The organism is Hymenobacter sp. M1-2 (assembly GCF_057808495.1).
The window spans coordinates 1-792 of the sequence record NZ_JBTYZO010000064.1; the positions used below are offsets into that span (position 1 = coordinate 1).

General features: G+C 61.1%; 2 protein-coding genes. Both read right to left on the reverse strand.

What is annotated here, in order from left to right:
• Positions 1–36: 36 nt before the first annotated feature.
• The gene (locus ACYSMN_RS25500; RefSeq protein WP_488926754.1) at positions 37–483 is read right to left on the reverse strand and encodes an IS1 family transposase; all 447 of its coding nucleotides are present in this window, start codon (positions 481–483) and stop codon (positions 37–39) included.
• The gene (locus ACYSMN_RS25505) at positions 480–752 is read right to left on the reverse strand and encodes an IS1/IS1595 family N-terminal zinc-binding domain-containing protein (RefSeq protein WP_488926755.1); all 273 of its coding nucleotides are present in this window, start codon (positions 750–752) and stop codon (positions 480–482) included. Before ACYSMN_RS25505 ends, ACYSMN_RS25500 begins: the two co-directional genes overlap by 4 nt.
• Positions 753–792: the final 40 nt, after the last annotated feature.

A 792-nucleotide genomic window follows, 5' to 3' on the forward strand; every position in this document is an offset into this window, starting at 1 on the left:
GGTCGTGTAATGAGTGTATAGAAAGGCTATAGAGGGCTAAAAGAAGAAGTGAAAAATAAACAAGGTAATGAGGCCGTCGTGGAAGAACTGCTTCTTGGAAAAGCAGATGGTTTTGCGGGCCAAGCGCTTGAGGCGGGTGCGCAGGGTCAGATGCTTGCGCTCGAGTCGTTGGAGCGCCGCTTTGCCTTCGGTCCGCGTGGCCGGATCCAACTCGTCCACGTACGCCCACCAGGCGTCGGTGAACCACCGCACCAGGGGCTGTCCCAGCCGACCTAGTAGCTGGCGCAAGCGCCGGAACGTGGCGTGGGTGCGTCGGCCAAAGACGAAAGCCACCACACGGCCCGTGGAGGCTTCTTCCACCCACCAGAGCCAACGCGGCTGCTTTTTACAGCCCACAAACGACCACATCTCATCGGCGCATAGCGCTAGCGCCGTGGTCGGGTCTGCCACGTAGTCCGGCCGCACGGGCGGGTGGTGGCTCACCGCGTCGATTTTTTTTTCAATTCCGCCATCACCGCTTGCGTGCTGATGCCGAGCACGCGGGCCGTGTCGCGGATGCCGCTGCCATTCAGGGCCAGGGCAGTGATGCGGGCGCGCACGCCAGCCTCGTGGATCTTGTGCCGGTAGCGCAACTGAAAGGTGCGGCGGCAGGCCGTACAGCGGTAGCGTTGCGTGCCGTCTGTCGCCTTGCCGTGGCGATACACCGCTTCCGGCTGCTGGCACACCGGGCATAAAACGGGTTCTAGTACCATGACCCAAGGTACTGCATTTCTACATAATCAGTACATGACC